This window comes from Glycomyces sp. NPDC046736 (assembly GCF_040645615.1).
Classification (GTDB): domain Bacteria; phylum Actinomycetota; class Actinomycetes; order Mycobacteriales; family Micromonosporaceae; genus Glycomyces.
On sequence record NZ_JBEYYO010000003.1, the window covers coordinates 110,683 to 136,897 of the forward strand.

Below are 26,215 nucleotides of genomic sequence, written 5' to 3' on the forward strand. Positions count from 1 at the left end.
AATCGCTGCGGCAGGCCCGAAAGCCCGCTATCAATCACAGTTGTCTTGGAGCTTGCAGGTCAGGTTGCCCATGCTCGGCATCTCGCCGCCAGTGCGGTCGGGGTCTTCGGATTCGCCGGTCTGATCAGGCGTTTCGTTCTCGTCGGCGGTGGCGGTCTCGCTCGTGCCGGGGTCGTCGGTCTGGCCGCCGTTCCCCGGCTGGCCGCCGCCGTTGTACATGTTGAGGAGTATCAACACCATAGCCCCGGCCACCACCAGAGCGCCGACGCCCGCGAGGACCTTGAGCAGGGTCTTGTTCGTGCCTTGCGGATTGGACGGCGCGGGAGCCGGAGGGGCTCCCAGGTTGATGCCGGGACCTTGCGGCGGTCCGGGAGGAGCCGTCAGGGGATCGGCCACGCCCGCGGGCGGGCCGCCCATCGCCACCATGCCCGCCCGCTGGGGCAGGGCCCCGGCCGGTGGCATCACGGAGGTCGCGGGCGGCGCGTCGACCGCGACGCGGGCCGCCCCGGCCATCTCGCCGCCGGTGGCGAAGCGCCGCATCGGGTCCTTGGTCATCGAGCGCTCCACGAAGGCCCGCACGCCCGGCGGGATGTCCTGCGGCAGCGGCGGCGCGGGGGTCCTCACGTGGTGGAGCGCCAGCTCGATGGGGTTCTCGGCCTGGAAGGGCCGCTGCCCGGTGAGGCCGTGGAAGGCCACCACGCCGAGCGAGTACATGTCGGAGGCGGGCAGCACGCCGGTGCCTTCGGCCTGCTCGGGGGCGATGTAGGAGGCCGTGCCCATGACCGCGCCGGTCTGGGTGAGGTCGCCCGAGGCGCCCGAGCGGGCGATCCCGAAGTCGGTGAGCACGGCCTGGCCGTCGCTCTCGCGCACCAGGATGTTCCCGGGTTTGATGTCGCGGTGGATGACGCCGCGGTCGTGGGCGTGCTGGAGCGCCTCGGCGGTGGCGGCGATGATCGGCATGAGCTCGCGGGCGTCGATGCGTCCGCGTTCGGTGATGAGCTCGGCCAGGGACTTGCCCTGCACGAACTCCATCACCAGGTAGGCGGTGCTGTCGCCGCTGGGCAGGTCGGCGTTGCCGAAGTCGTGGACGTTGACGATGTGGGGGTGGGTGAGGGAGGCCACGGTCTTGGCCTCGGCGGCGAAGCGCTTCTCGAAGCCGGGCTCGCTCAACAGCGAGGGGAGCATGGCCTTGAGGGCCACGGTGCGTTCGAGGACGGTGTCCTCGGCACGCCAGACCTCGCCCATGCCGCCCACGGCAATGCGTTCGCGCAGGCGATAGCGTTGCCCGAGGAGCATTTCGGGGCTCAACACGGCGTCTCCTCATTTCTTTGGGGCGGATCGGCTCCGGGGTCGACGCTTCAGTCTACTGTCAGGCCGCCTGGCGTCGACGCTGTCGATCCGTCTCCGCAGATCCACGTCCGAGCGGGGGTTTCGGTTGCCGTTTCAGAGGATCGTGAGGAAATCGTGTCCTAGTGGGGTCAGTCTCCCGAGCCCTCCAAGACCGTGCGCATGAGGTCGCCTGAGATGTCGGCGGCCTTCGAGGAGGCCCCGTCGCCGTAGGAGTCGAGGAACACCGCGACGGCGACGGCCGGTTCGCCGTCGTCGTCCATGGCCCAGCCGTGGAACCAGCCGTGGTCGGGCTCGACGTTGTCGCGCGAGTCCGAGTGCTCGGCCGTCCCGGTCTTGCCGCCCACGGTGTAGCCGCTGATCTGCGCGTTCTTGCCGGTGCCGTTCTCGACCACGGCCTCCATGATCTTGCGCAGCTCCTCGGCGGTGTCCTTGGAGACCGCGTCGCCCAGGGAGTCCTCGCCGCCCTTCTGGACGGTCTTGCCCTCGGAGTCGGTGAGATCGGAGATCAGCTGCGGGGCCATGACCTCGCCGTCGTTGGCGATCGCGGCGGCGATCATCGCGTTCTGGAGCACCGTCTCCTGCACGTCCTGCTGGCCGATGCACGCCTGGGCGCGGAAGGCGTCCTCGGAGAGGTCGCCGGTGATCGAGGCGGTGGTGTTCAGCGGGGTGGAGAACTCCTCGCCGAACCCGAAGGCCTCGGCCGCGTCCTGGATCTGCTCGGCGCTGAGTTCCTCGACGCACAGCTTCGCGAACGTGGTGTTGCAGGACATCTCGAAGGCCTCTTCGAGCGTGTACCGCTCGTTCGGGCATTGGTTCGAGGAGTTGGTGATGGTGTGGTCGGTGTTCGGCGCCTGGTAGGAGTTCCCGGCCGGGACCATCGAGTCGGCGTCGCCAAGCCCGGCCTCGATGTACGCGGCGGCCACGATGGTCTTGAACGTGGAGCCGGGCGGGTAGGCGTCGACGCGGGTGCGGTCGACCGCGGGGCGGTCCTCGTCCTCGTTGACCGCGGTCCAGGCCGGTCCGGCCACGTCGAAGTTGTTGGAGGAGACCTCGGTCGGGTTCCAGCCCGGGTAGGACGCCTGCGCGAGGATGCGCCCGGTCTGCGGTTCGATCACGACCGCGCCGCCGTGGACGCCGGACTCGGCGAGCAGGTCGTAGGCCTGACGCTGGAGGTCGGCGTCGAGCGTGGTGATCACGTTCCCGCCGATCTTGCGCTCCTTGAGGATCGTGGCCATGAAGTCGTCGAACGCCAGCAGCGAACTGGTGCCGTTGAGGAGGCTGTTCTCGGTGTACTCCAGGTTCGAGGCGCCGTAGCTGATCGACTTGAACCCGGTGATGTTCCCGAAGTAGTTCCCCTCGGGGTAGTCCCGCTTGTAGCCGTAGGTGCCGCCGTCGGTCTCGACCGACTGCGCGATGACCGTGTCACCGGCGTAGATGAAACCGCGCGGGACGGAGTACTCCTCGTTGAGGGTCCGCGAGTCGGCGATGCGCGCGTAGTCGTCGTGGTGGAAGAAACCCACCCACGTGGCCTGGACGATGAGGGCGCCCAGGAGCAGCAGTGCGATCACGCCCGTGCGGCGCAGAGCGGGGTTCATCGGCCGCCCTCCTTGTTCGGATCGTCGCCGAACGCCGAGGGCGGCGGCGGTGGCGGGGTCTGCGGGCGCTGCGTCTGCGGGCCCTGCGGGTTACCGGTGTGGCCGGGCGGGCCGTACGCCGAGGGCGGAGGCGAGGGCGGCGGGTACTGCGGCGGGCGGCCGGTGGTGTGCCCGGTGCCCGGGCCGGGCGGCGCGGACGTGGGCGGGGAGTACGGCGGCGCGGACGTGGGCGGCGGCGAGTACGGGGCCGTGGACTGGGAGGTCTGGCCGAGCACGTCCTCCTCCATCGTCCCGGTGCCCGGGCCGGTCTGGAGATGCCCGGGGATGATCAGCTCGGTCGGCTGGTCGCCGCCGGGGATCGGGCCCGAGTCGGCCACTCCGGCGGCCTCGGCCTTCGCGGCCTCCTCGGCTGCGCGGCGCGCGGCCTGCTCGGCGAGGAACTCCGGCGGGGCCTCGGTCTTCATCAGGCCGAACGAGGCCTGCCAGGGTTTGCGGGCGTCGTCGGAGACGCGCACGAGCAGCGCGATCAACAGCCACGAACCGACCAGCGAGGAGCCGCCCGCGGCCAGGAACGTCGTGGTCTGGCCGGTCATCGGGATGAGCCCGGTGACGCCGCCGAACACCACGAACAGCTGGAACGCGACCAGGAAGCCCAGGCCCCCGGCCATGAGCGTCCCGAACAGGTCGCGCGACATCAGGCCGGTCTTGAACGCGCGCTGCACCAAGATCGCGTACAGCAGCAGGATGCCGAGGAGGCCGATGAGGCCGGTCTCCTCGCCGATCGCGGCGAGGATGAAGTCCGACTCGGAGGCGGGGATGCGGTTCGGGTTGCCCGCGCCGGGCCCGTTGCCGAGGATGCCGCCGGAGTTGATCGCGACGATGCCTTCGACGAGCTGCCGCGAGTCGTGCCCTTCGGTGTTGTCGAGGTACTTCCACGGGTCGAGCCAGATCGCCACGCGGGTCTGGAGGTGCGAGAAGAACGGGTAGATCGCCATGCACCCGCCGATGAACATGGTGAGGCCGATGATGATCCACGAGACCCGCCGCGTGGCCATGTACAGCATCGACAGGAAGATCGCGAACAGCAGCAGCGAGGTGCCCAGGTCGCGTTCCATGACGAGGATGACCAGGCTCGCGGCCCACACGATGACGATCGGGCCGAGGTCCTTCATGCGCGGCAGTTGCAGCCCGAGGAACTTCGGCCCCGCCACCGAGAGCATGTCCCGCTTGCGCACCAGGTACATCGCGAAGAAGATCAAGAGCATCAGCTTCGCGAACTCGCTGGGCTGGATCGAGAAGCCGCCGAGGCGGATCCAGTTCTTCGAGCCGCCCGAACCGGAGATCGAGTACGGCAGGAAGCCCGGGAGCGCGACGAGCGCGATGCCCGCGAACAGCAGGATGTACCCGTAGCTGCGCAGGATCCGGTGGTTGCGCACCAGCGCGAGCAGCGCGGTGAGGGCCACGACCCCGGCGATGTAGTACATGAGCTGGCGACCGCCCTGACCGGCGAAGATCCCCGCGTCGGCCGGGAGCGGCTCGGCGGTGAACGCGGTGCGGTCGATGCGCCTGATGTAGACGATGCCGATGCCGGTGAGGAACGCGGCGAGGGGGACCAGCAGCGGGTCGGCGTAGGGAGCGAGGAACTTCACCGCGCCCCACGCGCACATCGAGACGATGAAGCACAGGATCGGCAGCCAGAACGTCACGTACGTGGTGGTGTCGGTGAGCGCCACGTCGATCGTGAGCTGGAAGAGGAAGACCGCGATCCCGGCCATGACGAGCATCGTGAGCTCGAGGCCGATGCGCTTGGGCATCCCCGAGAGCGGCGTCAGCGGCGTCTCGCTCGGCGACGACGGCCGGGCGGTGGCCGATATCGGCTGGGCCATCGGTTCCCCTCAAGTCTCGGTTCGGGCTCGGTCGCCGTGGAGCGAGTTCACCTCGATTGCTTGCGCGCCTTCACGTTCGGTCTCGTCGCTTCCGGGCTGCGGACGCTGCGAGCCTACAGCGGAAGCGCTCAGTCGTCTCTACAGTCCTTCGAGGACGCCGGAACGGCCTGCTCGTCCCCCGTCTCGCACAGCGGGTCGAGCCGCTCGTTCCCGGCGGCCGGGTCGACCAGGGAGGTGAGTTCGGCCTCGCCGTCCTCCAGGCCGTCGGTGGTGATGCCCTCTTTCAGCTCACTCTCGACGGCGTCGGTCGCGTCGCTGGCCGGGCGGTCGGTCTCGACTTCGAGCCACGCGGCCCGGTACCCGGCCACTTCAAAAGGGAGGCCTCGGTAGAGGCTGATGTTGCCCTCGTCGGAGACCCCTATGAAGTACTGCGTGCGGATCCACCACACGCCGCCCCCGGCGGCGAGGGCCAGCACGATCAGGCAGGCGAGGATCGTGCGCCACACCCGGCCCTTCTTGCGGGCCTTCGGCTGGGGGGCCTCCTCGGCGTCGGCCTGCTCCTCGTCGTCCTCCTCGGGCTCGTGCGACACGGCCCGCAGGACGGCGGTGTCGGACTCGGCCAGGCGCGCGTCGGCGGCCGCCCCGCCGATGATCTGGCGCTGCTCCCCCGGGTCCTCGGCGACCACGTCGGCGATGAGGACGGTGACGTTGTCGGGCGCGCCCGCGTCCAGGGCCTGCTGGACGAGCGTCTCGGCGGCCTCCTGGGGGGTGGCCGCGGACTGGAGGGTGCGGGCGATGTCGGCGTCGGAGACGGGCCCGGAGAGCCCGTCGGAGCACAGGAGCACGCGGTCGCCGGGGACGCCCTTGATGGTCTGGAACGCCGGCTCGACCTCGGAGGCGCCCAGGGCGCGCAGCAGCAGGGAGCGCTGCGGGTGCCGCTCGGCCTCCTCGGCGGTGATCCGGCCCTCGTCGACGAGCATCTGCACGTACGTGTCGTCGACGGTGATCTGCTCGAAGCCGCCCTCGCGCATCCGGTAGGCGCGGGAGTCGCCGATGTGGACGAGGTTGAACCACTCGCCGTCGAACCACAGGGCCGTGAGCGTGGTGCCCATGCCCTCCTTCTGGGGGTCCTCGGCCACGCAGCGGCGGATCGCGCGGTTGGCGTCGGCCACGGCGTCGGCGAGCTCGTCGACCACCGAGTCGGCGGGCGGGGGCACGTCCAGGCGCGCGATCGTGTTCACCACGATCGCCGAGGCCAGGTCACCGGCGGCCATGCCGCCCATGCCGTCGGCGACGGCGATGAAATGAGGCCCGGCGAACACCGAGTCCTGGTTCCCTTGCCTCACCACACCGCGGTCGGAGATCGCCGCGTATCGCAGGTGCAAACTCATGTATCAACCGCCGTAGCGCGGGGCACACCCGCTATCGAATGCCGACATCGCCGTCTCCCGTTCCGAGCGTTTCAGGGACGCAGCTCGAAGGAGGAACGCCCGATCCGGATGGGCACTCCGAGCGGGACCGGCGTGGGTCTGGTGACTCTAGCGCGCCCCAGGTAGGTGCCGTTCGTGGAGCCCGTGTCCTCGACCATCCACTGGCCGTCGACCGGGAGGACGCGGGCGTGGCGGTTCGAGGCGAAGTCGTCGCGGATGACGATCGTCGAATCGGGGGCGCGGCCGATCGAGATCGGCTGGCCCGAGAGCACGAACCGGCGTCCGGCCAGTTCACCGGTGGTGACCACCAGCCACTGGGCGGTCTCGGCGGCCTGGGACCGGCGAGGCGCCGAAGGCGCGGCGGGCGCCGACCCGCCGCCGGGGCCCGCGGTGGCCGGACGACGCTGGGCGAACAGGTCCTTGGTGATCGTCCGGGCGGCGGCGTACACGAACAGCCACAGCAGCACGAGGAACCCGAACCGGGCGACGGTCTGGACTATCTCATGCATTCGGCGCTCCCCAGCGGATGAACGTTCGGTCCTGGACACGGTAGCCCACGAGCGCGCGCCCGAACCGGAGAGCCGACCGAACCAGCCGGTCATCCCACCGCTACCGGCCTGCGCCGCAGGGCTTCTCAACCGGTTCGGGCTATGAGGACCGAGGCGAGGCCCGTTGCGCGGCAACGACGCCGCAGAGCCACCGCCGCAGCGCGCCCCGACACCCCGCACGCGGCGACACCGCCGCCGAAACCGGCTGTGAGCCGAGCACGCGCCCGCGATCCGAGGTCGCGGTCATCACGCCCGCCGCCCTCGCCGAACCCCGCCGGGCACGACGCCGCCCCGGCCCGACGGGCCGGGGCGTGGCGGTGCGTGTGCGGCTAGCCCGCTTGCAGGGTCAGGGAGGTCGTGCCGATCTGGATCACGTCGCCGGGCTGCATGGAGACGGTGGCGATGCGCTGGCCGTTGACGAGCGTGCCGTTGGTCGAGCCCAGGTCGGTCACCGAGACCTGGCGGCCGTCGAAGTCGATGCGCACGTGGCGGCGGGAGATGCCCACGTCGGGCAGGCGGATCTGGGCCTGCTCGCCACGGCCGATCACGGTCGCGCCGTGCGCCACGGTGAACTGGCGGCCGTCGGCGGCCACGAGCACCGGGCCGGTCGGGGCCTGCTGCTGGGCGGGGCCGTAGCCGCCGCCGGAGACCGGCTGGTCCATACCCTCGTTCAAGGCCGCGACCTCGGCCGTGACGCGGAACATGCCCGTGTCCAGGCCCTCGCCGCGCTCGATCTCGACGATCACGTCGCCGTAGACGGTCCAGCCGTTCTCACCGATGAACTCGGCCTGCGACTGCGCGAGCTCCTGCGCCAGCGCGGCCGCGTAGGGCGCGAGCCGGTCGTGGTCGGGCGGGGAGAGGTCGATGACGTACCGGTTGGGCACGAGCACGCGACCGCCGGCGAGGACCGCCTTGTGGGTCTCGGCCTCGCGCTGCATCGCGCTGGCGATCTCGACCGGGTGCACAACGCCCTTGAACATCTTGTTGAAGGTGCCTTCGAACAGGCCCTCCAGTTGTTTTTCCAAGCGTTGCAGAACACTCACCGGTTCTCCTCCTCGTCTGACGTCAACCCAACGGTGACGCATCCCTGAATAGCCGCGTCGACCTCCGATGGTATCGGCTGGTTTCACGCGGCGGCGAGGGGTTGAGACGCAACCCTTCCGAGAGTCCGTTTCATATCGTCTGATCGGGTGAGTGCCGTGTCGGCTGGTGGTACCGAATGCCGGGACACCCAGGCAGGGGCGGGTGGCGGGGCGGGGCGAAGGCGCGTATGGTGACGCGGGTGACAGATCGCGACTTCAGCTCATTCGTCCGGGACGTGCGCAAACGCGCGCACGTCTCGTTCCGCGAGCTCTCCGACTCCGCCGGAGTCTCCAACCCCTACCTCCAGGGCGAGCGCGGCGTCCGCCGACCGAGCGGCGCGGTCCTGCGCCAGCTGGCGCTGGCGCTGCGGATGACCACCCCGATCATGTACCTGCGCGCGGGGATGACGCCCGAGAACGGTTCGGCGACGCCCCTGGCGATCGCCACCGACCGCGAGCTCACCGCGAAGCAGAAGCAGACGCTCGCCGAGATGTACGACGCCTTCGTCGACCAGAACGAGCGCAGCTCCCTCAAGTAGCCACCACTCCAGTCGATCCTATAGGATATATCCTATAGCGATAACAGTCGTCGACCCGGGCGCCGGTGGGGCACCCGGGTCGTTCGCATTCCAGAACTCGCACGTCGAGCGCTGCGGGCGGACCGGCGAAACGCCTCGGCCCAGCCGGGCGGACCGGTGGTGGCGCGAACGCCCCGGCCCGAGCCCGCGCTCCGCGCCGCAACCCGGCGGGTCAGTAACGCGAACGCCTCGACCCGCGCCGCCGCCGGTCCGGCGGCGATCGGTGGCGCGAACGCCTCCGGCCCGAACCCGTGCTCCGCGCCGCAACCCGGCGGCTCAGCAACCCGAACGCCTAGCCCGCGCCGCCGCCAGTCCGGCGGCGACGCGAACGCCTTAAGCCATGAACTCGCGCAGTGCGTCGAGTACCGCGTCGTTCTCCTCGGGCAGACCGATGGTCACCCTCACGCCGTCGCCCGCGAAAGGCCGCACCAGGATGCCCCGCGCCTCGCAGTGCGCGGCGAAGGCCAAGGCCTTGTCCCCCAGCGGGAGCCAGAAGAAGTTCGCCTGCGAGTCCGGCACCTGGGGCACGTATTCCCTTGCGGCCGTGAGGATTCGCTTGCGTTCGGAGATCACCAGGTCGACGCGGCGGCGCATCTCGCCGTCCGCTTCGAGCGCCGCCAACGCGGCGGCCTGGGCGGGCGCGTTGACCGCGAAGGGGATCACGCAGCGGCGCACCGCGTCGGCGACGTCGGGCTGCGCGACCATGTAGCCCACGCGCAGCGCCGCGAGGCCCCACGCTTTGGAGAAGGTCCGGAAGACCACGGCGTTGGGCCGGTCGGCGTAGCGCTCGACCGCGTCCGGGCAGTCCGGGTCGGTCACGAACTCGCGGTAGGCCTCGTCGATGACCACCAGCACCGATTCGGGTACGGCGTCGAAGAGCCGGTCGAGTTCGGCGGCGGTGACTGCGGGACCGGTGGGGTTGTTCGGGGTGCACACGAGCACCGCTCGGGTGTCGGGGCCGATCGCGGCGATCATCGCGTCGATGTCGTGGCGGTGGTCGGCGGTGTTGGGGACGTGGACGCTTCGGAGCCCGGCCACGGTCGCGGTGATCGGGTAGGCCTCGAACGAGCGCCAGGAGTAGACGATCTCGCCGCCGGAGCCGCCGACGGCTTGCATGAGGTGCCCGATGAGGGCCACCGAGCCGGTGCCGGTGACGACCCGCTCGGCGTCGACGCCGAGGCGGGCCGCGAGCGCGTCGCGCAGGGCGACGACCGCGAGGTCGGGGTAGAGGTGGACGTGCTGTGCCGCCGAGGCGATGGCCTCGGTGACGCCCGGCAGGGGTCCGTATGGGACCTCGTTGCTGGAGAGCTTGACGGCGTCGGGCACTGCCTTGCCGGGGACGTACAGCGGGATCGACCGCAGTTCGTCGCGGAGCGGCTTGGTCATGAGGGCTCCTTATCGGAATGCTCCTGCGCAGTGCCGGCCTCGACGACGGCCGTGCCGGGGGCTTTGTCGTGCAGGCACTGGCGGAACGGTTGGTCTCGGGTGCACCATATCCCGTCCAGGACCCACAGGATCGCGCCGAAGGGGAAGCAGATCAGCGGCAGCGCGGCGTAGGACCAGCGCAGCAGCAGCCGGCCCCAGCCGAGTTTCACCGGCGCGAGCGAGACGACCTTGATGCCCATGAGGCGCTTGCCGAGGGTCTGGCCGGTGTTGAGGGTCGCGGGGACCTCGTAGGCGAACCACAGGCCCATCGCGATGAGCAGGATGACCCACCACTGGTCGGAGGCGCGGGCGGGCATCTGCACGTCGTTGGGGTCGTCGGCCGCCGCCGCTTCGAGCACGTAAGGCCACACGGTCTGCATGAACTGGTAGATGAAGTAGCCGTTGACGACGGCGTTGAGCACCAGGAGGGCCACGGTGTCGACGAGGCGGGCCACGAAGCGCTGCCCGGGGTGGGCGAGCACGCGGCCGCCGAGGATGCGGCCCACGTCGGTGCGGGAGATCCATCCGACGGTCGCGCCGAGGGATCTGATGGGGACGGTGTCGGGCGGCTGCACCGCGCCGCGGGTGCGCTGGATGATGCGCGGGGGCGGGCCGGGGCCGTAGCGGCGGTCGGGCGGCAGCGATCCCGGCGGTAGCTCCTCAGTGGACGTCGGGAGGGGTTCCGGTTCGGGGTCGACCGGTTCGGGGTCGGCGGGGGGCTCGGCGTCGGCGGGGACGGGCTTGCCCACCCAGGCGCCGCCGTCCCAGTAGCGTTGCGTGGCCGGGTCGGCGGGGTCGGTGTACCAACCGGGTTCGATCGTGGTCATCGTGGCCCATTGTTGCAGCCGCGGCCGGGCGTTCCCAGTCAGTTCGGCCACAGGGGGTCCAGGGCCCGGCGGCGGGCAACGATACGGCCCAGTCGGTTGACTGCCTCGACTGGGCCGTTCGCAACGAACTGCACTTCCGACCGAGTTACCAAGCGTGAAGTCTTTTTCAGCGGTGTCCTGCTCCTAGGTGCGGGACCCGCAGTGCCTCCCGACGGCTCAGGTCGCACGTGGGTGCTCGGCGGCTGTGCGTGAATCCTTCGGGTCTGCGAGGTACGTGTCCTCGGGAAGTCCTTCCGGATCCGTAACTCATTTCTACTCGTCTACTGACGGGTAGTAAACCCCTATCCGCAAAAAATCCGAGCAGAGTTCTCGAATGGGTGACTTCCGGCGTCGGCGCGTGACGCCTGGTTCCCCTGATTCGCAGCGAGGCCAGCGGGGTTTGGACTACCTTGCGGGTCATCGAGGAGGACGCCATGACCACGTACCCGCCGGCCCCGGAGCCGCCCGACCCGTCCGAACCGGAACGGCACGAAGAGACCTCCGAACCGGTGCTGCCTCCGCCTTCGACCGGCATGCCGCCTCCGCCGCCGCCCGCGCCTCCCGGCGGCGGGTACAGCCCGTACGGAGCGGTCCCGCCCCCGCCGCCGCCTCCGCGGTCCTACAACGGCGACGGCCCGATCGAGGGCCCGCGCAACGGCCTCGGCACCGCCGCGCTCATCTGCGGGATCATCGCGGTGGGCCTGTCGTTCATACCCGTGCTCAACGCGTTCACCTGGCCGCTGGGCATCCTCGCGATCGTGTTCGGCGCGATCGGCTGGAGCCGCGCCAACAAGGGCCGGGCCACCAACAAGGCCTTCGCGATCACCGGCCTGGTGCTCGGCATCGTCTCGTTCTTCACGTTCTGCCTGATCTACGTGATCATCGGCGCGGGCAGCGAGATGACCTACAACGCGTTGCAGCTGTAAGCAGAAGGGCCCCGCGATCCGCGGGGCCCTTCTGCGCTCGCTCAGATGTTCACCCAGACGCCGCGGCGCATCACCGAGACCAGGTTCAGGTCGTCGTCGAGCACCACCAGGTCGGCGTACTTGCCCGCCTCGATCGCTCCGACATCACCCAGGCCCAACAGCTCCGCGGGGGTCGCCGAAGCCATCTGGGACGCGGCCTCCACGGTCTGGCCCGCCAGGCGCACCGCGTTGCGCACCGCGTCCAGGAGCGTGATCGTCGAACCGGCGATGATGTCGGTCCCGGCCACCGTCGCGGTCCCGTCGACCACGTCGACCTCGTGGCGGCCGAGCATGTACCGGCCGTCGGCCAGACCCGCGGCGTCCATCGCGTCGGAGACCAGGAGCGTCCACGCCGGGAGCGAGGTGTCGAACGCGAACCGCATCGTGCCCGGGTGCAGATGCACCGGGTCGGCCACGATCTCGGAGAAGATCCGCTCGTCGTCCAACAGGGCCGGGATCGGGCCGGGCTCGCGGTGGTTGAACGCGCGCATGGCGTTGAACAGATGCGTGGCCGCCTGCGCGCCCGCGTCGATCCCTGCGGCGGTCTGCTCGTAGCTGGCGTTGGTGTGGCCGATCGAAGGGACCACGCCGCGCTGGTCGAGGAACTCGATCGCCGCCAGCGCCCCGTCGAGTTCGGGAGCGATGGTCACCATCTTCACCGCGCCCTCGCCGTTCTCGATGAGCTCGGTCAACTCGCCGATCGCCGGGTCGCGCAGGACCTCCACGACGTGGGCGCCGCACTTGGCGGCCGAGATGTAGGGGCCCTCGTAGTGGACCCCGGCGAGGGTGCCGTCCTTGACCAGCGGCTGGAGCGCGCGGGTGGATTCGAGCAGGAACTCGTGGGTCGCCGAGACGAAGGAGGCCACGAGCGTCGTGGTGCCCCTGGAGGCGTGGAAGGCCGCGGCCGAGCGGGCCGAGTCGGGGTTGCCGTTGGCGAGCGAGTAGCCGCCGCCGCCGTGGCAGTGGACGTCCACGAACCCGGGCAGGACCCAGCCGGTGGGCTCGCCTTCGCGTTCGATGACCCCTTCGAAGCGGTCCTCGTCGACCACCAGGGTCCCGTTGACCACGCCGTCGGGGGTGACGATCCGGCCTACGGCCGGGAGCATGACGCCGTCCACCGGCGCTCCTTCCATTCGATCCGGCGTGTGCGATGCCACCCCGGTGCGGCACAATGTTCGGGAGCGCGCGAGCAGTACCGAGCACGGCTCAAGCGCACGAGAACCCAGAACGAACACTATCGTGCAGACCGCGGCCGCCCGCCGCGATCCCGACCCGAGGAGCGACGTGGACCGCTATGCCCGGTGGAACACCCTGCTGGAGATCCTCGCGGAGACCGGACGCATCACAGTGGAGGAAGCGGCCGAACGCCTCGGCGTCTCGCAGGCCACGATCCGCCGCGACTTCGACCAGCTCTCCCAGCAGCAGATGATCACGCGGACCAGAGGCGGCGCGGTCGCGGGAGGGATCTCCTACGATCTTCCGTTGCGCTACAAGACCGCTCGGCACGTCGAGGAGAAGCACCGCATCGGCACGGCCGCGGCGGGCCTGGTCGCGGCGGGCCAGGTGATCGCGCTCAACGGCGGGACCACCATCACCGAGGTCGCGCGGTCGCTGGCGATGCGGACGGACCTGGTGGCGACGCCCGGCTCGACCGGCCTGACGATCGTGACGAACGCGCTGAACATCGCGAACGAGCTGATCGTCCGCCCCCACTTGAAGGTCGTGGTCGTCGGCGGCGTGGTACGCCCGCAGTCGTACGAGCTGATCGGCCCGCTGGCGGCGCCGATCCTGCGGGAGATCACGCTCGACATCGCGTTCCTCGGCGTGGACGCGATCGACATGAAGCTTGGCGCGACGAGCCACCACGAAGGCGAAGCGGCGATCAACGCTTTGATGGCCGCCCGGGCCCGCAAGGTCGTGGTGATCGCCGACGGTTCGAAGATCGGCGGCCACGCCTTCGCGAGGATCTGCCCCACCGACCGGGTCCACACGTTGGTCACGGACGGGAACGCCCCGCCGGAGCAATTGCGCGGCTTCGAAGAGCTCGGTATCCGGGTGATCGTGGTCTAGCGCAAGGTCACACTGCTGACGATCGCGTCGATCTCGGTGCGCAGGTCGGCGTCGTCGGGGTGGACGATGCCCATGAGGAAGACCGAGCGGCCGTCGTCGGTGAGGATGTGGACGATGTGGCCGTACATCGGTACTTCGCCTTCGCTGGAAACTTCCCAGGTGAAGCGGTAGGCGTCTTGGCCGTCGACCTCGGTGGGCTCGGAGATGAGGATCTGGCGGTCTTCGGCGAAGGGGTAGAAGTACTCGGAGTTCTCGCCTGCGATGGTGGAGGTCGTGTAGGACATCTCCTCGCCGGTCATGGCGTCGCCGTAGAACGCGAAGACCGAGGCGCTGCCGTTGGAGGCCGCGGTGGTGAACGCGTCGATCAGGTCGTCGGAGTCCTGCTCCACCCATCCCTCGGGAAGCTCATAGTCGATCCCGGACTCGGTGTCCTCGACGACCAGGCCTTTGGGTTGGGTCCCAGGCGTATCCGGGTCTGAATCGGATTGCAGGTACCGCCAGGCGAAATACCCGCCACCGACCAGCGCGGCAACGAGCAGCGCGACCCCGACCACCAACCCTCCGCGTCCCTTCCGAGGAGGCACGGGAGGAACGGGCGCCCCGTACCCGGGCTGCGGCGAGTACGGCACCTGATACTGCGGCCCACCCGCCCCAGGAGGCGGCCCAGGCGGCGGCCCAGGCGGCAGCCCGGGCTGCTGCCAAGGCTGCTGCGGCTGACGGGGATCGGGCTGCTGATACATGCTGCGCCTTTCAGGGGAATCGGGCATTTGGCGACAGCAGTCAGCGTAACGGAGCGTCACACTCCGTGGGGTACACATGTTTTCACCAAGCGTGCCCGACCGGTTAGATACCCGGTATCCCAGGCGTTGAGCTCGGGTTTCGCCGTGCGATACTGCGCGGCATGGAGCAGGTTGTGGGGCGCGGGTGGATTCGCGTGGTGGTCGTCGCCGTCATTGCCGGGATCGCACTCGGAGTAGTGGACCTGGTGGCGCAACGCGGGCTGCCGTACCCGTGGGCGAACCTCGCGAACTCGAGCGCGGTGTGGGCGGTGGGCGCCTTCGCGATCGGTGCATGGGTGCGAGTCGGCAGATGGCTGCCCGCGGTGGCCGGAGTGGTGCTGCTGGTCGTCGCCGTCGAGGTGTACTACCTGGCCGCCACGGTGATCCAGAACGACGACCTCGCGAACCTGTGGTCCCCCACCACGATCATCTGGCTTGTCTTCGGCGTGCTCGCCGGGGTCGTGTTCGGCACCTTTGGGGCTTGGTCGAGATCGGAGAAGCGCTGGCGAGCCGTCGTCGGGTTGGCGGCATTGGGGGCGGTGTTCTTCTCCGAAGCCGGGGTTCAACTGCGGCGGCTGTCAGATATGGAGGAGTCCTATCGCTCGGACGGCCTGGCAACAGCGGTCATCATGGGCGTGATCGGCCTTGCCCTCATCCTGCTCCTGGGCAAGGGCCGCAACCGCCTATACGCCCTGGCAGCAGCCGTGCCCCTCGCAGCGATCGGTTTCGCGGGATTCGTGCTCGGGGGCTTTGGGGCCTGACACACGGGCCGAGTGGGGATTGCGGCTTTCCGGTTGGGGATGGTTGCTGTTCTTGCGGCGGCGACAACGGGGTGTGGGGCCGGGCCGGGTGGGATCTTCGACTTTCCGCGGCGGGTGGGTGCGGGTTTTTTTGGCGGCGACAACAGGGTGAGTGGATGGGCGCGGGCGGGAGTTGCGGCTTTCCGGTGGGGATTGGGCCCGGGTCTTTTGGCGGCGACAACGAGGTGTGAGGCCGGGCCGGGCGGGATCTGTGGCTTTCCGGTCTGGTTGGGTGCGGGTCTTTTTGGCGGCGACAACGAGGTGTGGGGCCTGGCGGGGCGGGGTTTGCGGCTGTCCGGTGGGGATTGGGTGCGGGCCCCGGGGTGGCTGGTTTTGGGCATGCCAGTGCCTCAGGCTGTTAGGCCTGTTGTTTGGTGGTGGGGGTGGCGAAGCGTTCCCTGCATCGCGCCTTCGCTTTCTTGAGAGCAGCGTGTGCTCGTTCCCTTGAGACTGCCTCTGCTCTGGCGTCCAGATCGGGTTTCATGGTTTGCGGCCATTCGGTCCGGTAGAGGCCGGTCGGGAAGACATCCCAATCCGAGTCTTGGTTCTCCGCGTCCATGTCGGCGTCGGTGCGCCAGTCTTCGCAACCACACTCGGTCGCGCCTTCGAAGGCAGCGGTGCCGGTGTCGTGATCGTGGTGAGTGATGAGTGCTTGGCCCGGTCCGGTCTTCTCGATCATCCAACCCTCGGTGTGGATGCGCCCATGATGGAAGCGGCACAGCAGGATCAGGTTCGCAGCGGTGGTCTCGCCGCCGTCGGCCCAGTGTTGGATGTGGTGGGCTTCGGTCCAGGCGATCGGCCGGTGGCAGCCGTACCAAGCGCAACCCTGGGGTTGCTCGAGTTCGAGTTTGCGGCGCAGGGCGGTGTTGGGGAGGCGGGCGGCCCTGCCGAGTTCGATGGCTTCACCGGTGGCGTAGTTGAACACCGAGGGGATGATGCCGGCTTCGCAGGCGAGGCGGCGGGCCTGAGCGACCGAGACCGGGCGGCCTTCCAAGGTCGGTGTCCGGTCGGTGTCCTTGCCCTGCAACGTCTCGATGTCCACGGCCAGGTCGAGGGTAGCGGTGTGGCCGTGGCGAGTGGTCGCCTCCGGGGAAGTGCCGTACCCGGCGAGGAGCTGATGCAGGGCTTCGGCATCGCGGTTCGCCTTCGCAGGCAAGACACCCTCAGCGTCGGTCTCGTCCTGGCGGGGCGGCGGGCAGGCGGTCTTCAAGTACTTGTCGAGCAACCGCCCGGTTTCATCGGCCAGTTCGCCGGAGAGCGACCACATGCCGTTGCCCTGCTCAGTGAGTTCGATCCATTGCAGGGACTGCTCCCCAAGGGTTTCGAGCAGCTCGGTCTCTTCTGCCAGGTGCGCGGCGAGTTCATCGAGGTGGCGTTGCAGGTCTTTGAACGGGGCGTGCGCGCAGTACTGGGCGATGAGGTGTTCGGGAGTCTCGCAGGAAACCGCTACATCGAACGGAGAGGTCACCGGGACACGGAACGGGGTGCGAGCGAACAAACGCATCGCCGGAGTCCGGTCGAGTTGACGGACCGCAAAGGCCACTTGATCAATCCGAGCCGCACCAGCAGTCGCAGCAGCAGCGAGGGTCTGGAACTTCCGCGACAGGCGAGCGATCGCCGCGATATCGGCAGCGGTGCGGGTATGGAAGTCGAACTTCGCGCACAACCAATCCCGCAGCCCGGAGTACCCATCGACATCCCGATGGATCTTCCACGCCTGCGCCTCAATCACCGCAGCAAGTACTCGGGCATGGAAATCATTGATCGCACTCGCGGCCTCATCGAGGACCGTTCGGATTGCAGCGGTCTTCTCAGAACGGGTAGGAGTGGAAGTGGGAGTACAGGCTGCCATCGGAAACACCTCCTCGAACGATTCAGTGGTTTTCGCTTGTTCGTGCTGATTCAATACTAGAACCCCACGAACACACTGTCATCACCCACAAGGGGAAAGATCACTCATATTCCCAGGTCACATCCCCCGCGCGCCGCGCCACGAACGGGCCCGGCCACGCAAACCCACCCCGGCCGCCACTCACCCTTTTGTCGCCGCCGCCTGAACCCCAACCCAAACGAACCCGGCCACGAAAACCGACCCCAGGCCGCCGCCCACCCCGTTGTCGCCGCCAAAAGACCCGGGCCCACCTGCCGCGGAAAGCCGCAGATCCCGCCCGGCCCGGCCCCACACCCCGATGTCGCCGCCAAAAACCCGGGCCCACCCGCCGCGGAAAGCCGGAAACCGAAAACCGAAAGGGCCCAGGCGCCAAGTGCCTGGGCCCAGCTTGCAGTTGTCTAGCGTTCTGCTGTCGTCGCGTCCGGGAGGGTCGGTTCGAATAGGCCTGCGTTCGGGTCGAAGACCGGGGTTTCGGTGGTGTCGTCGAGGTCGTCGTCGGTTGGGTCCTTGGGGCGGCCGAGGCGGTCGAGGCCGAAGGAGACGAAGATGCCGACCAGGAGCAGTCCGGCGAGCATCGCGGGGAAGTAGTCAGCCTGCCAGGAGCCTTCGCCCGCGTTCTCGATCGCCTGGCCCCACAGCACCAGACCGGCCCACAAGCCGACCACCGCGAAGACCGTGCCCAGGACGCCACCCCTGCGGCCCCACAAGCTCGTTCCCGCCAGCAGCACCGCTCCGAAAGCCAAGAGCTGCAAGTCGGCCGAGCCCGGGCCTATCGAGTACGGGCCGAAGGCCAGCGAAGTCGACTCCGTCGTCAGCCGCAGCTCGTACACCGCCATCAAGAACCCCGCGCCCGCGGCCAGCAGCATCGACAGGACGGTGCCGCCGATGAGCAGGAACACCGCCGGAACGCTGCGCTCCGCGTCGCCATCGGCCACGCTCTTGACGTTGCTGAACGCGTCCCTGAGCCCCGGCAGCAGCCCTAGCAACCCTCCCGCGACCGCCAGCACCACTGCCCCGCCGAAGATGTAGAGCCCGTTGTCCTGCTCCCAAGCCGCGATCTCGCCCAGCTCGCGCCACGCGGCAAGCCGATCCAGCAGCGGCAGTGAAGCGAACACCGCCACCCCGATCGCCAGCCCCGCGAACCACGGCGGGACCCGGAACGCGGCCACCAGCAGCGCGTACAGCAAACCGGCCACCACAGCGGCCGCCGCCAAGTAGGCCAAGTGCAGCCACAGGTTCGCGTCCACAGGAGGGGCCCAGGCCGCGACCAGCGCGACCGACGGAACGGCCAGGTTCACCGCGCCCAGGCGCAGCGACAGCCCGATCGCCAAGGCCCCCAACAAGATCGGAGTGAGGTACAGCGCGTGCGCGTCGAGCGCGGACCACAGCGTCCCGAACTCGTCGCCGAACAGCTCGTCCTCGCGGCGGTACACCAGGAACAGCGCATTCAACGCCAGCAGCAGGAGGATGCCCTCCCACACGAACTGGAAGATCACGCGGTCGCGCGGCGGCGCGGCCTGTTCGGCGTAGCCGACCGGCGGCGCGGGCGGGCCCGCGAACGGGTCCACCGGTGCGGCCTCCTCGGGCTGGTACGCCAGCGCGGCCGACGCGACCTCAAGGTGCTGCGTCTGCTCCAAAGGCTCGGCGGAAGACTCGGGGCGGTCGGGGGGTACGTACGTCATGTGGTCGTCATCCTCTTTGGGGGGTAAGGAGATCGGATTCAGCGGCCGTGTCGCCGGTCGCCGTCGCCGAAGCGGTTGCCGTATCCGTTGTCGCGCAGGTCGTCGAACACGCCGGACGCGCCGAACGGGTCGGCCGCGGCCCCGGCCTTGGGGATCGCGCCCGAACCGGTCGACCAGGGGTCGCCGCCCGAGCCGAGGTCGGCCAGGTCGTCGTCGTAGCGCTCGAAGGAGTCGGTGCGCTCGAACGAGCCCGTGCGATCGAACGAACCGGTGTCGCCCGGCCGCGGGTCGTCCTCGCGCAGGTCGTCGAGCGAACCGGCCCGGCTCGTCGAGGCCACTTCTTCCTCGTCGACGGTGTTCATGGCCTCGACCAGGCGCGTCACCAAGAATCCGGCCACGATGGCGCTCAAGGCGATCCAGCTCGGGTCGAAGCTCCAGCCGCGCGATTCGGCCAGCCACATCAGGCCCAGGACCAGGATCGACGCGAACACCGTGCCGCACACGCCGCCGCGTCGGCCGAGCAGGCTCGTGCCGCCCAGCAGCGCCGCACCCAGCGCGAGCACCGTCAACAGGATCGGGTCGGGGAGCCCGGCCGCGCCCACCTCGGGGACGGCCGTCCAGGCCGCGACCACGCCCGCCGCCCCGGCCAGCGCCGAAGAGAGCAGCACACCGAGGAACACGATGCCGCCGCGTCCGTGCCGCTCGCCCACCGGGGTCTCGCGGATCGGTTCGAGTTTGCCGCGGGTGCCGGCGAACGCGCCGACCAGGCCGAAGAACAGGGACAGGCCCGCCGCGGCGGCCAAGGCAGCGAGCACGCCCGTGTTCGGCAGCGCCGAGAGCGTGAAGTCGCCGGGGTCGCCCGCGGTTCCGGCCCACAGGCCGATCGCGCCGCCGACCGCGCCGCTCGCGGCCCAGCCGGGCGCGCGCAGCCACGCCGACAGCGTGGCCAGGACGATTCCGGTGAACGCGGCGGCGCCCAGGCCCATCGCGAGGGCCATGGCCGAGCCCGAGCCGGAGGCGTCGACGAACATCCAGGCGGCCAGGAGCGCGATCGGGCCGACGGCCAGGTTGACCGCGCCGACGCGCAGGGAGACGGCCATCGCCGAGGCCAACAGGATCACCGGCGCGAGCGCGGCGGCGAAGGCGCTCCAGGAGCCTTCGGCGAACGGGCCGGAGGAGGAACGGGTGAGGGCGAACACGACGCCGCCGCCCAGGAGCAGCAGGCCGATCTCCCAGACCACGTGGACGGCCATGCGGTCGGCGGGGGCCTCGTCGTCGCTTGTGACAGCGCTGATCTGCGACGTCGAATCCCGGTCGCCGTTTCGGTTGGGGGAGTCAAACTTCATGGGGCGCACCTCTAAACGCGCGATGGGGATATCGGGGATGGGGAGGGTCAGGAGTCGATGGGTCAGGGACGGGTGGGGTGTTCGGCGTCCTGGTCGTCGTCCTGCGGGGGGATGCGGCAGGAGTGTTCGAGCCAGATCGCGGCCGCGGTGAGGGAGGCGCACGCGATGGTGCCGATGACCGCCGCGGAGAGGTCGTCGGCCGCGGCGGTGAGCCGCTCGGACTGGATCGTGAGCCATACGGTGAAGCCGAGGTAGGCGCCGAAGAACGCGGCGCCCGCGATGGCGGCGGCTTTGGCGAGTACGGCGAAGCGGGCGATCTGGAGGGCGTGCTCGGGGCCGTCGAGGCGTCCGGGGGCCCCTCCGGCGCCTTCGCGGACGCGCCGGTCGCTGGGGCGCAGGGTGCGGCGCGTGCTCCACGCCAGCCAGGCCAGCAGCGCGGTGAGCGCGAAGATCACCAGCGAGTTGTACCCGGACAGGTTGGGGAAGTCCTGGTAGTAGCGGGCGACGAGGAGGAGCGTCAGCGCGGCTCCGGCCAGGCCGACCACCGCGAGGGTCGAGGGTGCGGTGGGTCGCAGACTCGGTCCGGGCCCGTGCTCGTCGCTCATACTGCTCCCATCACAGTTCGGAAGCTTCGCCGTGTTCTGACCATATCGGGTGCAGCCTGCGCAGTGCGCGCGCGTCCGCCGCGACCGACTCGTCGCGTAGCAGGTCCCTCACTCGGCCCTTGCCGGGGATCTCAGCGTCGCGGTCGATCGCGAACCACGGGACCAGCACGAACGCCCGCTGGTGGGCGAGCGGGTGCGGCAGCGTCAGGTGCGGCCGGTCGCTGTGGACGGGGCCGTCGTCGTCGAGGACGGCGATGAGGTCGACGTCGAGGGTGCGGGGCCCGTAGGGGCGTTCGGGGTCGCGGACGCGCCCGGCGTCGGCTTCGAGGCGCTGCCCGAGGGCGAGCCAGGCTTCGGCGTCGCGGTCGGGGTCGGCGGCGATGACCGCGATGTTGTAGTAGGCGGGCTGCTCGTCGTCGCCGCCCCACGGGAGGCTCTCGTAGACCTCGGAGACGCGTTCGGGCGCGACGGCTTCGATGGCGGCCTTGAGGTTGGCCTCGCGGTCGCCGAGGTTGGATCCCATGCTGAACACGACGCGGCTCATGCGCGTCCCCTCTCGATGGTCACGGAGACGTCGGTGAACTGCTGGGCGATCGGCGCCTGCGGTTTGTGGACGGTGACGCGGGCCGAGGCGACGCGGTCGATCGCGAGGCACGCGTCGGCGAGGCGGGCGGCGAGGGTCTCGATGAGGTTCACCGGTTCGCCGGCCACGATCGCGGCCAGGTCGTCGGCGAGCGCGCCGTAGTCGACGGTGTGCTTGAGGTCGTCGCTGGCGGCGGCTTCGGCGGTCGAGGTGCGCAGGGCGACGTCGATGATGAAGTCCTGTCCGGCCTCCCGTTCGTGGTCGAACACGCCGTGGCGACCGTGCACCCGCAGGCCGGTCAAGGTGATGAGGTCGGTATCCACGCGCCCGAGCCTACTCGAACGGGCGCCGAGGTCGAGGAAGGACGATCAGGGGGTCTCGGCGGCTTCGACCGGTTCGGCGGACTCGGCCGGGGCCCGGGGGACGACGGCGGCCTCGGGGGCGATCTCGGCCTCGGGCGGGACCGTGGCGCGGCCGAGGGCGCGGGCGCGGGCCACGTACCAGGTGGCGACGGCGAGCACGGCCCCGGCGGCGAGGATCGGGAGGAGGCGCAGGTTGGCGTCGAACCAGTGGGCGATCTCCTGGTATTCGGCGTCGGGGTCGAACAGGAGGGCCGCGGCGAGGATGGCCGCGACGAGCCCTGCGCCGGTGAACAGGCCGGACTTCCACCAGATGCCGAGTCCGAAGCGGCGCACCAGGACCTGCGCGGCGTCGAGGATGCGCTTGGCTCGCAGGGCCCGCACGGTGCCCATGAGGTAGGCCAGGCGCAGGACTTGGGCGCCGCCCGCGGCCACGACGAGGCTGACGAGGGTGAGCGCGCAGACGGTGAGCATCCACTTGTGCCGTTTGAGCCAGTCGCGCTTGTGGCCGGCGGCGAGCAGGAGCACCACCGACTCGAACCAGAGCACGGCCCCGGCGACCCATCCGATGACGACCCCGGTCTGCGCCAGGGCGCCCTCGCCCAGCACGGCGAGGAACACGGCCGGGATCGAGACGCAGACGGCGACGATGACCGGTACGCGCAGCTTGAACTGGAGGTAGCGGGCGAAGACGGTGAGTTTGCCGCGTCGCCTACGGGGGGAAGGGCGCACCTCTCTAATCTACGTATTCCTCGCACTCGATGGGGCACCGGCTCTGCGTCGATTGCGGACCGTAACCGCGCACCGGTGCGACCTGCGCACGTATCGTGAGGCGATGCGCACTTCTTGGTCCCGTTCGCAGGCCGGCCGGCTCTCGCCGGAGCGGCGGCGGACCGACCTGGAGCGGCTGGCTTCGGAGCCGTTCGACGTGGTGGTGGTCGGCGGCGGGGCGACCGGCGCGGGCGCGGCGGTGGACGCGGCGGGGCGGGGGCTACGCACGGCGCTGCTGGAGGCGCGCGACTTCGCGTCCGGGACCTCTTCTCGCTCAAGCAAACTCGTGCACGGCGGGCTGCGGTATCTGGAGCAGTTGGAGCTGGGGCTGGTGCACGAGGCGCTCACCGAGCGGGGGCTGCTCGCCGGGAGCCTCGCACCGCACCTGGTGCGGCCGGTGCCGTTCCTGTTGCCGCTGGGGAACCTCTGGGAGCGGGGCTATTACGGGGCGGGCGTGGCGGCCTACGACGTGCTGGCGACCGCGCTCGGTTCGAGCCGGAGCCGCGGGGGCCTGCCGTGGCACCGGCACTTGAGCCGGGCCGGGACGCTGCGGGCGTTCCCCGATCTCGATCCTTCGATCCACGGCGCGATCCGGTACTACGACGCGCAGGTCGACGACGCGCGGCTGGTGGTCACGTTGGCGCGCACCGCGGCCTCGCTCGGGGCTTCGGTGGTGTCGTCGGCGCAGGTGGTGGGGTTTCTGCGGGAGGGCGGGCGGCTCGCGGGCGTCGAGGTGCTCGACGTGGAGACGGGGCGGCGCTTCCGGGTGCGGGCAAGGGCGGTGGTGTGCGCGACCGGGGTGTGGAGCGACGAGCTGGCGCAGACGCTGCCCGAGCGTCCCGGCCTGCGGGTGCGGGCCTCGAAGGGCGTGCATCTGGTGCTGCCGCGCTCGGCGATCGAGGGGAGCGCGGGGATCATCTCGCGCACGAAGTGGAGCGTGCTGTTCATCATCCCGTGGGACCGGCATTGGCTGGTGGGGACGACCGACACCGATTGGGACCTGGAGACGGCGCATCCGGCGGCGTCGGCGAGCGACGTGGCGTACCTACTCCAGCAGGCCAGCGAGGTGCTCAGGTTCCGGCTCGACGTGAGCCAGGTCGAGGGCGTGTACGCGGGGCTGCGGCCGCTGCTGCGCGGCGAGACCGAGGAGACCTCGAAGCTCAGCCGCGAGCACGCGGTGGTCGAACCCGAGCCAGGGCTGTGCTTCGTGGCGGGCGGGAAGCTCACCACGTACCGGATCATGGCGAGGGACGCGGTCGACGCGGCGGCCAGGCGGATCGGGCCCGACGTCCCGGCCAGTGGCACGCACCTGCTGCCGCTGCTGGGAGCCGACGGATTCGCGCGGTATTGGGACGCGCGGGCGCGGATCGCGAAGCGCTACAAGGCGCCCGTGCGGATCGTGGAGCATCTGCTGAGGCGGTACGGGTGCCTCGCGCCGCAGGTGCTCAGACTCGCGACGGACCAGCCGCAGTTGGCGCGTCCGCTGCCGGGCAGCGAGGACTACTTGAGGGCCGAGGTGGTCTACGCCTCGCGCGCCGAGGGCGCGCTGCACCTCGACGACCTGCTGACTCGTCGGCTGCGGCTGTCGATCGAGTCCTTCGACCGGGGCACGCGGGCCGCGATGGACGCCGCGGGCCTGGCCGGGACGGTCCTGGGCTGGGACGAGACCCGCCGGGCCGCCGAAGTCGAGGCGTACCTGCACCGCGTGGACGCCGAACGGGCCTCCCAGCGCCAACCCGACGACTCCGCCGCCGAAGCGGCCCGCCTCACCGCGATCGAACCCCGCCGCCTCCAACCCCTCCCCTGACCGGCGATCGGCTAGACTCGTCACTCGCCGCCCCCGTAGCTCAGGGGATAGAGCGTCGGTTTCCTAAACCGTGCGTCGCAGGTTCGAATCCTGCCGGGGGCACCGTCGGCGGCGTGCTGATTTCGCGGCTTCGAGCAGCGCGATCATTCCCGATGCGATCCAAAGCGGAGCGACCAGCGCGTACACCGGGAATAGAATGTCGAGTCCCTCCGGCACCAGTGCCTCGTTCACCGGTTCGACGAGCACGAACGTCAACGCCCAAGCGCCGCCGATGAAGAGCGAGTATTCCGCGTGGTACTTCACGTAGAACTCCCGCCAACGGCGGCGCACCTCCTCCTTGAACGCCGGGTCGTGCTCCCACGCCTCCTGAACGATCTTCCGCTTCCGTTTCCCGATCGCTTCCCCGTGCAGCATCAAGCCTGAGGGCGAGGCCGGGTCAGCCTCGGAGGCGGACGGCGGCAACGTTTCGACACCGTCGAACCACCCGCGCTCCCCGGCGACCTCGAGCCTCCACTCCTCGGTGCGGATCGCGGGGAGAATGTACCCGCGAGCCATCACCATGAACGCACCGCCGAGCCAAGCGAGCACGGCCGCGACCCCGATCAGCGCCTCCACGAACACATCCTCGGCGTCACCGGTTCGCGTCCTCGTGGGTGCAGCAGCCGTCCTCGCACTTGTCTTGAGCGGCGACCGCGTTCGGGGCGCAGCAGTGCTCGCCCTTCCAGGCCTCGCGGCCCTCTTTCGCAGCGATCGCGGCGATGACAAGTGCGGCGACGGGGTCGGCCCAGGTCCAGGCGAAGAGGCTGTTGAGGGCGAGGCCGACCAGGAGTACGGCCGACAGGTAGGTGCACAGGAGGGTCTGCTTGGAATCGGCGACGGCGGTTGCCGAGCCGAGTTCTCTTCCGGCTCTTCTTTGGGCCCAGGACAGGAAGGGCATGACCGCGAGGGAGACCGCGGCGAGGACCAGGCCCACAGTGGAGTGTTCGGGCTCGGCGCCGAAGGCCAAGGCGCGGACCGATTCGAAGGTGATGTACGCGGCGAGGGCGAAGAACGAGAGGGCGATGATCCGCAGCGCCCGGTGCTCCCTGGCTTCGCGCACTTCGGGATCGGTGGCCGAGAACTGCCAGGCGACCGCCGCGGCCGAGGAGACCTCGATGACCGAGTCGAGGCCGAAGCCGACCAGAGCGGTCGAGGACGCGACGGTCCCGGCGGTGATGGCCACGACCGCTTCGATGACGTTGTAGGTGATCGTGGCGGCCACGAAGATCCGGATGAGGCGGGTCAGCCGCGCGCGGCGCTCGGGGGTGGGCCCGGCCGGTCCCCGCGTCAGGGAGATCGGGGTCGCCATCAGCAGCAGCCCTGCTCGGCGGTGGCGTCGCAGGCCTGGGGGTCGACGGCGAGGACCGTCTCCAGCAGGTTCGCGAGGGCCTTGGCCAGGCTCGCGTCGGCGAGTTCGTAGCGGGTGCGGCGTCCTTCGGGGAGAGCGACGACCAGGCCGCAGCCCCGCAGGCACGCGAGGTGGTTCGAGAGCGACTGGCGCGAGACGCCAAGGGCCTCGGCGAGCTCGGCGGGGTAGCCGGGGGCTTCGCGCAGGGCCAGGAGCAGGCGCGAGCGGGTGGAATCGGACAGCGCGTGGCCGAAGCGGGCCAGGACCTGACCGTGGGTGAGCGTCTCCATGGGCTTGATAGTACATCGAATCGTGTATTCATGAAAGAGTGTACTGTTCGAAACTTCCAGTGGAAATTTCTGAAAATTCTCCGGAAGTCATTGACGCATTCCCGGCATCTCGCACATACT

General features: G+C 69.9%; 24 protein-coding genes and 1 tRNA gene. 6 read left to right on the forward strand and 19 right to left on the reverse strand.

Going from position 1 to position 26,215, the window contains the following annotated elements; translation table 11 throughout:
- Positions 1-30: 30 nt before the first annotated feature.
- The 6 genes from AB0B28_RS04220 to AB0B28_RS04245 all read right to left on the reverse strand — a co-directional run bounded on the left by AB0B28_RS04220 (position 31) and on the right by AB0B28_RS04245 (position 7,894).
- Positions 31-1,311, reverse strand: coding sequence for a serine/threonine-protein kinase (locus tag AB0B28_RS04220; protein ID WP_360116228.1), 1,281 nt, complete (start codon positions 1,309-1,311; stop codon positions 31-33).
- A 167-nt stretch (positions 1,312-1,478) separates the two neighbouring features.
- On the reverse strand, positions 1,479-2,945 hold the full coding sequence (locus tag AB0B28_RS04225; RefSeq protein ID WP_360116231.1) for a penicillin-binding transpeptidase domain-containing protein: 1,467 nt from the start codon (positions 2,943-2,945) through the stop codon (positions 1,479-1,481).
- Positions 2,942-4,831, reverse strand: a complete 1,890-nt coding sequence (locus AB0B28_RS04230) for an FtsW/RodA/SpoVE family cell cycle protein (protein WP_360116234.1) — start codon at positions 4,829-4,831, stop codon at positions 2,942-2,944. The genes AB0B28_RS04225 and AB0B28_RS04230 overlap by 4 nt, the downstream gene beginning before the upstream one ends.
- Positions 4,832-4,959: 128 nt before the next feature.
- Positions 4,960-6,222, reverse strand: coding sequence for a protein phosphatase 2C domain-containing protein (locus AB0B28_RS04235; RefSeq protein ID WP_360116237.1), 1,263 nt, complete (start codon positions 6,220-6,222; stop codon positions 4,960-4,962).
- 71 nt (positions 6,223-6,293) lie between these two features.
- Positions 6,294-6,770 (reverse strand): FHA domain-containing protein, encoded by a 477-nt coding sequence (locus AB0B28_RS04240; protein WP_360116240.1) that lies wholly within the window; start codon positions 6,768-6,770, stop codon positions 6,294-6,296.
- Between the two features lie 368 nt (positions 6,771-7,138).
- A complete protein-coding gene (locus AB0B28_RS04245; RefSeq protein WP_360116243.1) occupies positions 7,139-7,894 on the reverse strand; it encodes a DUF3662 and FHA domain-containing protein in 756 nt (251 codons plus the stop codon).
- Between the two features lie 197 nt (positions 7,895-8,091).
- Here AB0B28_RS04245 and AB0B28_RS04250 point away from each other — a divergent pair, with 197 nt between their 5' ends.
- A complete protein-coding gene (locus AB0B28_RS04250; RefSeq protein ID WP_360116246.1) occupies positions 8,092-8,430 on the forward strand; it encodes a transcriptional regulator in 339 nt (112 codons plus the stop codon).
- A gap of 372 nt (positions 8,431-8,802) precedes the next feature.
- Here AB0B28_RS04250 and hisC read toward each other — a convergent pair whose 3' ends face one another.
- Positions 8,803-9,855, reverse strand: a complete 1,053-nt coding sequence (hisC, locus tag AB0B28_RS04255; RefSeq protein ID WP_360116249.1) for a histidinol-phosphate transaminase — start codon at positions 9,853-9,855, stop codon at positions 8,803-8,805.
- A complete protein-coding gene (locus AB0B28_RS04260; RefSeq protein WP_360116252.1) occupies positions 9,852-10,721 on the reverse strand; it encodes an RDD family protein in 870 nt (289 codons plus the stop codon). Before AB0B28_RS04260 ends, hisC begins: the two co-directional genes overlap by 4 nt.
- A 473-nt stretch (positions 10,722-11,194) precedes the next feature.
- Between AB0B28_RS04260 and AB0B28_RS04265 the strand changes: the two genes are divergently transcribed.
- Positions 11,195-11,686 (forward strand): DUF4190 domain-containing protein, encoded by a 492-nt coding sequence (locus AB0B28_RS04265; RefSeq protein WP_360116255.1) that lies wholly within the window; start codon positions 11,195-11,197, stop codon positions 11,684-11,686.
- A 41-nt stretch (positions 11,687-11,727) separates the two neighbouring features.
- Here the strand turns inward: AB0B28_RS04265 and nagA are convergent, their stop codons facing one another.
- Positions 11,728-12,843: an N-acetylglucosamine-6-phosphate deacetylase gene (gene nagA / locus AB0B28_RS04270; protein WP_360116258.1), complete on the reverse strand. Its 1,116-nt coding sequence runs from the start codon at positions 12,841-12,843 to the stop codon at positions 11,728-11,730.
- 166 nt (positions 12,844-13,009) lie between these two features.
- On the opposite strand from nagA, the gene AB0B28_RS04275 reads away from it, so the two are divergent.
- Positions 13,010-13,795, forward strand: a complete 786-nt coding sequence (locus AB0B28_RS04275; RefSeq protein ID WP_360116922.1) for a DeoR/GlpR family DNA-binding transcription regulator — start codon at positions 13,010-13,012, stop codon at positions 13,793-13,795.
- On the opposite strand, the gene AB0B28_RS04280 is transcribed toward AB0B28_RS04275, so the two are convergent.
- Positions 13,792-14,349 carry a hypothetical protein gene (locus AB0B28_RS04280; protein WP_360116261.1) on the reverse strand — a complete coding sequence of 186 codons (558 nt, stop codon included), beginning with the start codon at positions 14,347-14,349 and terminating at the stop codon, positions 13,792-13,794. The genes AB0B28_RS04275 and AB0B28_RS04280 overlap by 4 nt on opposite strands.
- Before the next feature lie 347 nt (positions 14,350-14,696).
- Between AB0B28_RS04280 and AB0B28_RS04285 the strand changes: the two genes are divergently transcribed.
- Complete coding sequence (locus tag AB0B28_RS04285; protein WP_360116264.1) at positions 14,697-15,335, forward strand: DUF6518 family protein; 639 nt, start codon at positions 14,697-14,699, stop codon at positions 15,333-15,335.
- Positions 15,336-15,732: 397 nt separating this feature from the next.
- Here AB0B28_RS04285 and AB0B28_RS04290 read toward each other — a convergent pair whose 3' ends face one another.
- From AB0B28_RS04290 to AB0B28_RS04320, 7 genes are all read right to left on the reverse strand, one after another.
- A complete protein-coding gene (locus AB0B28_RS04290; protein ID WP_360116267.1) occupies positions 15,733-17,280 on the reverse strand; it encodes a DUF222 domain-containing protein in 1,548 nt (515 codons plus the stop codon).
- Positions 17,281-17,663: 383 nt separating this feature from the next.
- Positions 17,664-18,947 carry a hypothetical protein gene (locus AB0B28_RS04295; RefSeq protein WP_360116270.1) on the reverse strand — a complete coding sequence of 428 codons (1,284 nt, stop codon included), beginning with the start codon at positions 18,945-18,947 and terminating at the stop codon, positions 17,664-17,666.
- Positions 18,948-18,985: 38 nt separating this feature from the next.
- Positions 18,986-20,293 (reverse strand): hypothetical protein, encoded by a 1,308-nt coding sequence (locus tag AB0B28_RS04300; RefSeq protein WP_360116273.1) that lies wholly within the window; start codon positions 20,291-20,293, stop codon positions 18,986-18,988.
- 62 nt (positions 20,294-20,355) lie between these two features.
- Positions 20,356-20,898, reverse strand: coding sequence for a DUF3180 domain-containing protein (locus AB0B28_RS04305; RefSeq protein WP_360116276.1), 543 nt, complete (start codon positions 20,896-20,898; stop codon positions 20,356-20,358).
- Positions 20,899-20,908: 10 nt separating this feature from the next.
- Positions 20,909-21,442 carry a 2-amino-4-hydroxy-6-hydroxymethyldihydropteridine diphosphokinase gene (gene folK / locus AB0B28_RS04310; protein WP_360116279.1) on the reverse strand — a complete coding sequence of 178 codons (534 nt, stop codon included), beginning with the start codon at positions 21,440-21,442 and terminating at the stop codon, positions 20,909-20,911.
- Positions 21,439-21,804, reverse strand: coding sequence for a dihydroneopterin aldolase (gene folB / locus AB0B28_RS04315; protein WP_360116282.1), 366 nt, complete (start codon positions 21,802-21,804; stop codon positions 21,439-21,441). The genes folK and folB overlap by 4 nt, the downstream gene beginning before the upstream one ends.
- Before the next feature lie 45 nt (positions 21,805-21,849).
- Positions 21,850-22,572, reverse strand: a complete 723-nt coding sequence (locus AB0B28_RS04320; protein WP_360116285.1) for a hypothetical protein — start codon at positions 22,570-22,572, stop codon at positions 21,850-21,852.
- Positions 22,573-22,675: 103 nt separating this feature from the next.
- On the opposite strand from AB0B28_RS04320, the gene AB0B28_RS04325 reads away from it, so the two are divergent.
- Positions 22,676-24,418 carry a glycerol-3-phosphate dehydrogenase/oxidase gene (locus tag AB0B28_RS04325; RefSeq protein ID WP_360116288.1) on the forward strand — a complete coding sequence of 581 codons (1,743 nt, stop codon included), beginning with the start codon at positions 22,676-22,678 and terminating at the stop codon, positions 24,416-24,418.
- 29 nt (positions 24,419-24,447) lie between these two features.
- Positions 24,448-24,520: transfer RNA gene (locus AB0B28_RS04330), tRNA-Arg, on the forward strand.
- A gap of 529 nt (positions 24,521-25,049) precedes the next feature.
- Here the strand turns inward: AB0B28_RS04330 and AB0B28_RS04335 are convergent.
- Positions 25,050-25,766 carry a cation transporter gene (locus tag AB0B28_RS04335; protein ID WP_360116291.1) on the reverse strand — a complete coding sequence of 239 codons (717 nt, stop codon included), beginning with the start codon at positions 25,764-25,766 and terminating at the stop codon, positions 25,050-25,052.
- The gene (locus AB0B28_RS04340; protein ID WP_360116294.1) at positions 25,766-26,095 is read right to left on the reverse strand and encodes a metalloregulator ArsR/SmtB family transcription factor; all 330 of its coding nucleotides are present in this window, start codon (positions 26,093-26,095) and stop codon (positions 25,766-25,768) included. The genes AB0B28_RS04335 and AB0B28_RS04340 overlap by 1 nt, the downstream gene beginning before the upstream one ends.
- Positions 26,096-26,215: the final 120 nt, after the last annotated feature.